The 7812-nt window shown below is 68.1% G+C and carries 5 protein-coding genes and 1 pseudogene; 5 read left to right on the top strand and 1 reads right to left on the bottom strand.

Annotation, left to right across the window (positions count from 1 at the left end; translation table 11 throughout):
* From FFS27_RS24610 to FFS27_RS24595, 3 genes are all read left to right on the top strand, one after another.
* A partial coding sequence (locus FFS27_RS24610; RefSeq protein ID WP_137952255.1) for an amino acid permease occupies nucleotides 1–1310 on the top strand: 1310 nt, incomplete at its 5' end.
* Between the two features lie 285 nt (nucleotides 1311–1595).
* Nucleotides 1596–3470, top strand: a complete 1875-nt coding sequence (locus FFS27_RS24600) for a (7S,10S)-hydroperoxide diol synthase (protein ID WP_009876351.1) — start codon at nucleotides 1596–1598, stop codon at nucleotides 3468–3470.
* A 39-nt stretch (nucleotides 3471–3509) separates the two neighbouring features.
* Nucleotides 3510–5414: a 10S-dioxygenase gene (locus FFS27_RS24595; protein WP_023101307.1), complete on the top strand. Its 1905-nt coding sequence runs from the start codon at nucleotides 3510–3512 to the stop codon at nucleotides 5412–5414.
* A 36-nt stretch (nucleotides 5415–5450) separates the two neighbouring features.
* Here the strand turns inward: FFS27_RS24595 and FFS27_RS24590 are convergent, their stop codons facing one another.
* Entirely contained in the window at nucleotides 5451–6353 is a 903-nt protein-coding gene (locus tag FFS27_RS24590) for a LysR family transcriptional regulator (RefSeq protein WP_003139628.1), read from the bottom strand.
* Between the two features lie 513 nt (nucleotides 6354–6866).
* Between FFS27_RS24590 and FFS27_RS24585 the strand changes: the two genes are divergently transcribed.
* The gene (locus FFS27_RS24585) at nucleotides 6867–7076 is read left to right on the top strand and encodes a hypothetical protein (protein ID WP_003088759.1); all 210 of its coding nucleotides are present in this window, start codon (nucleotides 6867–6869) and stop codon (nucleotides 7074–7076) included.
* A gap of 176 nt (nucleotides 7077–7252) precedes the next feature.
* A pseudogene (locus tag FFS27_RS24580) lies at nucleotides 7253–7812 on the top strand (hypothetical protein); the annotation flags it as partial.

Here is a 7812-nt window from a genome sequence, read left to right as displayed (position 1 = left end):
GCGCCATCGGCACCGGCCTGTTCATGGGCAGCGCCTTCGCCATCGGTTTCGCCGGCCCCAGCGTCCTGCTCAGCTACGCCATCGGCGCGCTGATCACCCTGCTGCTGATGGGCTGCCTGGCGGAAATGACCGTGGCCCATGCCACCCCCGGCTCGTTCGGCGCCTTCGCCGAGCACTACGTCGGCCCGCTGGCCGGGTTCCTGGTGCGCTACGCCTACTGGGCGGCCATCGTCCTGGCGGTGGGCACCGAGGTCACGGCGGTGGCCATGTACATGAAGTACTGGTTCGCCGGTATCCCGGAATGGGTCTGGATCATCTCCTTCTCGACCCTGCTGATCGGCCTGAACGCCAGCAGCGTGAAAGCCTTCGGCAACTTCGAATACTGCTTCTCGACACTGAAGATCGCCGCCATCGTCGCCTTCATCCTGCTCGGCGCCTACCTGGTGTTCGGCTCCGCCAACCCGGCCTACGGCGTGCACAACTACAGCGCCCACGGCGGCTTCTTCCCGCACGGCCTGAAAGGCATGTGGATCGCCGTGGTGGTGTCGATCTTCAGCTATCTCAGCGTGGAGATGATCGCGGTCGCCGCCGCCGAGGCCGAGCATCCGGAACAGGCGGTGAAGTCGGCGTTCCGCTCGACCATCGTGCGCCTGGTGGTGTTCTACCTGCTGACCCTGGCGCTGATGCTCGCCATCGTCCCCTGGGACCAGGCCGGGCAGAGCCAGAGCCCGTTCGTCACGGTGATGCAGGCGATCGGCCTGCCCGGCGCCACCGGGGTGATGAACTTCGTGGTGCTGGTGGCCGCGCTGTCGGCGATGAACAGCCAGCTCTACATCACCACCCGGATGATGTTCAGCCTGTCGCGCGCGGGGCACGCGCCGAAGGGCCTCGGCGAACTGAGCCGCCAGGGCGTGCCGCTGAACGCGCTGCTGCTGTCGAGCGTCGGTATCGCCCTGGCGACCCTGCTCAACCTGGTCTACCCCGAGCAGTCCTTCACCCTGATGATGGCGGTGTCGATGTTCGGCGCCCTCTTCACCTGGCTGATGATCTTCTTCACCCACCTCTGCTTCCGCCGCCACCGCGCCCGCCACGGCGGCGCGCCGCTGGCCTTCCGCATGCGCCTGGCGCCCTGGTCGACATTGCTCGGCCTGGCGCTGATGGCGGCGATCCTGGTCACCACCTTCTTCACCGAGGCGTTCCGCATGACCCTGGTCTTCGGCGTGCCGTTCCTCGCGCTGCTCAGCGCACTCTACCTGGTCTTCGTCCGCAAGCCCGGCAGGGATTGTCCGATAGAACGGGCAACGCCCTAGGCGCTCTCCGCCCTGCGAACCTGGCGCGCAGGGCGAAGCACGACCGGCGCGCCCTTTCCGGACCGGGCGGTTCCGTTCCCCATACCTTTTCCGTCGCACAAAAAGCATTACCCGCCGGCCGCCGCGACTCCGTAGCGTAGTGCCCAACCGGACGTTCCGGCCCGCGGCGCGCCGCGGCCGGCGCGCTCCCGTCAGGGACGAAGTGGCGGCACGCCCAGCCATCGAGCGCACTGCATCGCTCTGCCCTGTGGGGACGCAGACGTCGTCAGCCATGAGGGGAACACGATGCATCCGACCTTTTCGCGGGTCCTGCTGGCCGCCGCGCTGGCCAGCGCCGGCAGCCCTGCCGTCGCCACCGAAATCCAGCTCGAGCAAGGCTGGAACGCCGAGCAACGCGCCTCCTGGTACGACGCCTCGCTCGGTTCGCGGCTGCTGCCGCTGGCCTGGGCCCAGGCGCTGGAGCGTCCGGACAGCGAGGAGCGCCTGTTCTCCGAAGACAACGCCCGGCGCCTCGGCTTTCCCCTGCGCAACTGGCAAGGCGGCGAACTGCGCCTGCCGCGCGGCTTCGCCCTCGACCAGCAGGACGACAGCCAGTTCTCCGACACCCGCCTGCGCTGGAAAGCCCGCCAGTCGTCCAGCGAACCCTGGGTCGGGCTGAATTGCGCCGGCTGCCACTCCACCGACATCAGTTACCGCGGCAGCGAACTGACCGTCGACGCCGGCGCCACCCTGGCCAACGTCCAGGCGATCTTCGACGAAGTGCTCGCCGCGCTGCGCCGCACCAGCGACGACGGCGACAAGTTCGCGCGCTTCGCCGGCAACGTCCTCGGCAGCGAGGACAGCCCGGCCAACCGCGACCTGCTGAAGGCCGCCCTGGCCAAGCGCGCGGCGCTGATCGATACCCTGCTGAGCATGTCCGCCACCGACCTGCAACCCGGCCCGGGGCGCCTCGACGCCACCGGCCAGTCACTCAACCGCGCGGCAATCAACTCCGGCGCCCGCCATCTGCAAGCGAACCCGACCGACGCGCCGACCAGCTTCCCGGCACTGTGGCACACGTTGCAGATGGACAAGCTGCAATCCAGCGGATTCGTGCCCAACGTCAAGGTCCTCGACCTCAACGGCCAGGTCTTCGACCTCGGCTACCTGGCCGGCGACATCGGCGTGGTCCAGGGCGACTACGGCGACGTGGTCAGCCATCCGCTGTCCGGCCTGGAGGGCTACATCTCGAGCATCCGCGTGGACAACCTGACCCGTGTCGAGGGCCTGATCCACAAGCTCAAGGCGCCGGCCTGGCCGAGCCAGCTGTTCGGCGCCCCGGACAGCGCCAGGCTGGCCCAGGGCAAGCGCCTCTACGAGGAGAACTGCGCGGCCTGCCATGCGAGCATCGGCCGCGACGACCTGCAAACCCCGATCAAGGTCCGCCAGGTGCGCCTGAAGGCCCATGGCGACGACGCGCCGATCGGCACCGACCCGTGGATGGCCTGCAACACCTTCACCTTCAGCAGCCCCAGCGGCAACTACTTCGGCCTGTTCCGACCGTCCCTCGGCACCCCCAGCGGCGTCGGCATCGTCGGGCGGACTTCGAAGATCGCAGACATGCAGGTCCCCGAGGTGTTCCAGATCATGCTCGGCAAGAAAGGCCAGCTGGCCGACGGCATCGCCGAGATCATCCACGCCATCGTCACCGGGCAGCAGACCCTGCCCGGCTCCGACAGCCTGCAAGCGCTTCCCACCGGGCAACTGCTGCTGGCCGGCGGCGACCCGGCCGGCAGCCAGGCGCCGAGCCTCGCCGCCGGCGAAGTCCCCGCCGACAAGAGTGCGCGCAAGGACTACTGCCTGAACACCGAGCATCCGTTCCTCGGCTACATCGCTCGCCCGCTGAACGGCATCTGGGCCACTGCGCCCTACCTGCACAACGGTTCGGTGCCGTCGCTGTACGACCTGCTGCTGCCCCAGGAGCAACGGCCGACCACCTTCTACACGGGCAGCCACGAGTTCGATCCGAGCCGGGTCGGCTACCTCACCGGGCCCGGCCCGGACAACGCCTTCCTCTTCGACACCCACCTGGAAGGCAACTCCAACGCCGGCCACGACTTCGCCCGCGAGTACGACGAAAGCCAGCGCCTGGCGCTGCTCGAATACCTCAAGACCCTGTGAGCCGGCCCCGCCCACATGCCCAATAGAGAGAACCGCCCGATGACCCTATCGCGACTCAGCCTTGCCATCCTTTCCGTCCTCGCCGGTGCCCCGGCATTCGCCGACGACAGCGGCGTCGACCTCGACCAGGGCTGGAACCAGACCCAGAAGACCGCCTGGCTGGAAGCCGGCCAGGGCTCGCGGATGCTGCCGCTGGCCTGGCTGGTGGCGCTGGAGCAGCGCGCCAGCGAAGAACCGCTGATGTCCGACGCGCTGATCCGCCAGTACGGCTATGTCCCGCACACCCTCGGCGGTTCCAGCGTGAAGGTGGTGCAGGGCTACGCGGTCGACCGCAGCGACGACAGCGACCTGACCTTCACCAAGCTGCGCTGGAAGGCCCTGCAGGGCTCCAGGGAACCCTGGGTCGGACCGACCTGCAGCATGTGCCACACCTCGCACATCAGCTACCAGGGCACCCAGTTGACCGTCTACGGCGGGCAGACCATGGGCGACCTCGCCGGCTTCCAGCTGGAGATCCTCGGCGCCCTGCAGAGCACCCGCGCCGACACCGCCAAGTTCGAGCGCTTCGCCCGCAAGGTGCTCGGCGCCGACGGCCTGGTCAGCGGCTACAACGACGCCAACAAGGCGCGCCTGCAGGCAGCCCTGGACGCCACCATCGTGCGCCTGCGCGACGGCTCGCACTTCAACCTGCCGCACGATCCCGAGTTCGGCCCGGGGCGCCTGGACGCCATCGGTTCGATCTTCAACTCGGTGGGCTACGAACTGCACGCCGACGAGCAGATCTACGGCGCCGAGGACGCCCCCGTGAGCTATCCGTTCCTGTGGAACGTACCGCAGCTGGACCGCGTGCAGTGGACCGGCTTCAACCCGAACCACATCAACGTGGTCGACATCGACAACCGCAAGTTCGACGTCGGCGCCCTGGCGCGCAACGCCGGCGAGGCGGTCGGGGTATTCGCCGACGTCAAGGTGCTCAGCCCGATCCAGTCGGCGCTGCACATCGGCTACCCGTCGAGCATCAACGTCGACAACCTGATCCGCATCGAAGACCAGCTCGGCCAACTGAAGCCGCCGGCCTGGCCGAACCAGCTGTTCGGCGCCCCGGAGCCGACCAGGGTCGCCGAGGGCCGCGAGCTGTACCGGCAACATTGCTCCAGTTGCCACACGCCGCTGGACCGCAACGACCTGCGGACCCCGGTGAAGACCGTGCTCACCCACCTGCAGGCGCGCGGCGAGGTCGCGCCGATCGGCACCGACCCGTGGACCGCCTGCAACAGCATCGCCCAACTGAAGACCGGCTATGTGCGCGGCAAGCCCTACCTGTCCTTCGTCGGCACCGGCCAGCGCGGTTTCTACGGCAAGCAGGCCTATGCGGTGGACGTGCTCCAGGAAGTGGTGGTCCAGGCCCTGGCCGCGCGCGGCCTGAGCGTCGCCCTGGGTGCCTTCCAGACCGCCGCCCTGGGCATCTTCGACGGGCAGTTGCCGCCGCTGATCAGTCCGGTGCCGGACAGCCCCGACGCCGACAGCGTCGAAGCGACCGCCGCGGACGCGCCAGGCGCCCTGCTCCTGGCCGAAAACGTCGCGGCCGACAGCGACAAGGCCCGGCGCCTGGAGCAGTGCCTGGCGATGACCAGCGACCTGATGGCCTACAAGGCGCGCCCGCTGAACGGTATCTGGGCCAGCCCGCCCTACCTGCACAACGGCTCGGTGGCGACCCTCTACGACCTGCTGCTGCCGCCGGACCTGCGGCCGCGGACCTTCTATACCGGCAGCGTCGAGTTCGACCCGGTCAACGTCGGCTACATCACCGATGCCGGCGGCGCCAACCGCTTCCTCTTCGACAGCGGCAAGCCGGGCAACGCCAATGGCGGCCACGACTACGGCAACGCGCAGTTCAACGAGCAGCAGCGCCGCGCCCTGGTCGAGTACATGAAGACCCTCTGAAGCCCCTTGCGCGGCCGGCGCTCCCGGCCGCCTCCCTCAACCGGCGGCGACCCGCCGCGCGGTCTCGACGAAGCATTCGAACTGGGTGTCGCTGGCGCGAAGCCGCGAAGTCGGCGACACCGCCAGCCCCACCGGCAGGCGGAAGCCTTCGTTGACCGCCGCCGGCAGAGCGGTGAAGGCCACCCCCGGATAGGCGAACTTGGTCAGCGACAACGGCAGGAAGGCGAAGCCGTCGCCGCTGGCGACCTGGGCCAGGAGAATGCTCAGGTCGTTCGGCCGCACGCTGCGCCGGGGCGCGAAGGCGGCGGCATCCATCGCATCGTTCATGAACTGGCTGTAGGCGGGAAACAGCGAGTCCTTCGGTACCAGCAGCGGCTCGCCAATCAGGTCGTTCAGCGACCAGTCGGGCGCCAGTCGCCGGTGCAGGGTTTCCGACAGGGCGATGACGTGCTCGTAGCTGCCGATCTCCATCAGCTCGTATTCACGCACCACCTTCGGCGGCGCGCCGATGATCGCCGCGTCCAGGGACGACTCGCGGACCAGGCTGAGCAGGTCCAGCGATGGCGCCCAGGATGGCGAAACGGCGCTGCACACCCGCGCTTCCTTCAGTTGCCGGGCCAGCTCGCCGGACCAGCCGGGATCGAGGTAGCGACTGAAACCGATGTGCAACTGGCGGTCGTCGCCGTCGCCGATGTCGCGGGTCAGCGCCTTGGCCTCGGCGATGATCTTCACCGCGCGGCAATGCACCACCCTGCCCACCTCGGTCAGGCTCACCCCGGCCGGACCGCGGACGAACAGCGCCTCGCCGATGTGCACTTCGAGCGCCTGGATCTGCCGCGACAGCGACGGCTGCGAAACGTGCAGCACCTCGGCGGCCTGGCCGATGCTGCCGTACTCGGCGACACAGGCGAAATACATCAGCTGGCGCAACGAAGGCATCGCCTTCGACCAGTTGATGATTGGGAAACTGGCATCGGTCACGGACATTGCGTACATACCCCTCGCTGGCAACACGGGTCGGATCGGCACGGGCAGGGAAACCCCGGGACGGCGCGACGAACGACCGCCGGCAGCCTGCTTCCGAAAGCCGTTTCGCGGCAGAAGAACGAAAGATAGGTAGCGGAGATGACAGGAAGCGCGACGTTCGGGGCCGGGACGCTCTTCATGGGCGGCGTCTTGTTCCCGCGCCGCCAGTATAGCCAGGCGGCATGGGGAACTGGCCATGCGGCGCGGCACGGCCGCGGGCCACCCTCGCCGTTCGGATAGGTCCCCTTGCCAGGTCGGTCCGAAGCTGCCAGGGACCGTCGCAAGCGCTGCGCCGTGGGCACCGGCCACGAACGCAGGCCACCTCGTCGGCAGCGGCTGAACCGCTTCGTCTTTTCGTGAACCGCTTCCGTGTCGGCGGAGCGCCAGGGGGTCTACGCTGAGTTTTTCAGGATCAGGAGTACCGCCATGCTGGATCACGACCTGACTGTCGCCCTGCTCTGCCGTCTCAACCAGAACCAGAGTGCCCTCGGCATGGCCCTGGAGGAGCTGGCGATCTGGGCGAAGCGCCATGAAGGCGGCGAAACCTACGATGTCGTCATGAACCACCTGCAGACCCTGGAGCGCAACGCCGACTTCGTCGCCGAGGCCATCGTCGTCCTGATGGCGGATCGCTGAAGCGCGCCGGACCCGTACGAGCGGACGAGCCTGCGCGGTGCGCTGGGCACGGTGCGCAGTAAAATCTTCAAGATTTTTCTTACAAGGCAATAGGACTCGTCCAAGTTACCTCGCCCATAGCTCCCGGTACCCTCGCCCGTTACACCTTCCAAGCACCAACGGGATCTCCAGGGCTTATGCTTCTTCGAACCATCAGTGTGGAAACTGCCGAGCAGACGGAACTGAATGCGGCCTTGTTGTGTGGTTTCGCCATTCCCGCCAGCGACCGCAACTTCATCGCCTACAGCCTCAACGAACAGGTCGACGAAAACGACTCGCGCGTCTACATCGCCTCCCTGTTCAAGACCGACGACGGCTTCCGCCTGGGCCGCCTCGACACCGACGAGGCCTGCGAGGCGGCCATCCAGGTGTTCCGCCAGCTGGTCCGCGAAGCCACCACCGGCAACCGCCGGACCAGCGACCTGGCCTACCACCTCATCGACCTGCAGGACGCGGCCATCGCCCCCTCGCGGCGGGAAGAACACCGCTCCCTGGTGCTCGAACGCGAGTGGGTGATGAAGCTCGTCACCTTCGAGTCCCCCCATGGCTACGGCCCCGCCCTGGATGGCGAGGAACCCTGCGCGGACGTCCCGCCGCTCGTCCATGAGGCCCTTTTCGAAGACGCCGCTCCCGATGTCTTCGCCGCGGACGATGCGGACGAGGCCTCGGACGGGCCGGCGGAGCCCATCGACGAGCC

Origin of the sequence: Pseudomonas sp. 2VD, from assembly GCF_005503585.1 — a bacterium.
In the GTDB taxonomy this organism is placed as follows: domain Bacteria; phylum Pseudomonadota; class Gammaproteobacteria; order Pseudomonadales; family Pseudomonadaceae; genus Pseudomonas; species Pseudomonas aeruginosa.
Note: the sequence above shows the minus strand (reverse complement) of the source record. Positions and strands in the feature narration are given on the sequence as shown.

Coding starts and splice junctions, on each gene's coding strand:
- FFS27_RS24595 (WP_023101307.1), top strand. CDS start 3,510: ATGACCCTATCGCGACTCAGCCTTGCCATCCTTTCCGTCCTCGCCGGT.
- FFS27_RS24590 (WP_003139628.1), bottom strand. CDS start 6,353: ATGCCTTCGTTGCGCCAGCTGATGTATTTCGCCTGTGTCGCCGAGTAC.
- FFS27_RS24600 (WP_009876351.1), top strand. CDS start 1,596: ATGCATCCGACCTTTTCGCGGGTCCTGCTGGCCGCCGCGCTGGCCAGC.
- FFS27_RS24585 (WP_003088759.1), top strand. CDS start 6,867: ATGCTGGATCACGACCTGACTGTCGCCCTGCTCTGCCGTCTCAACCAG.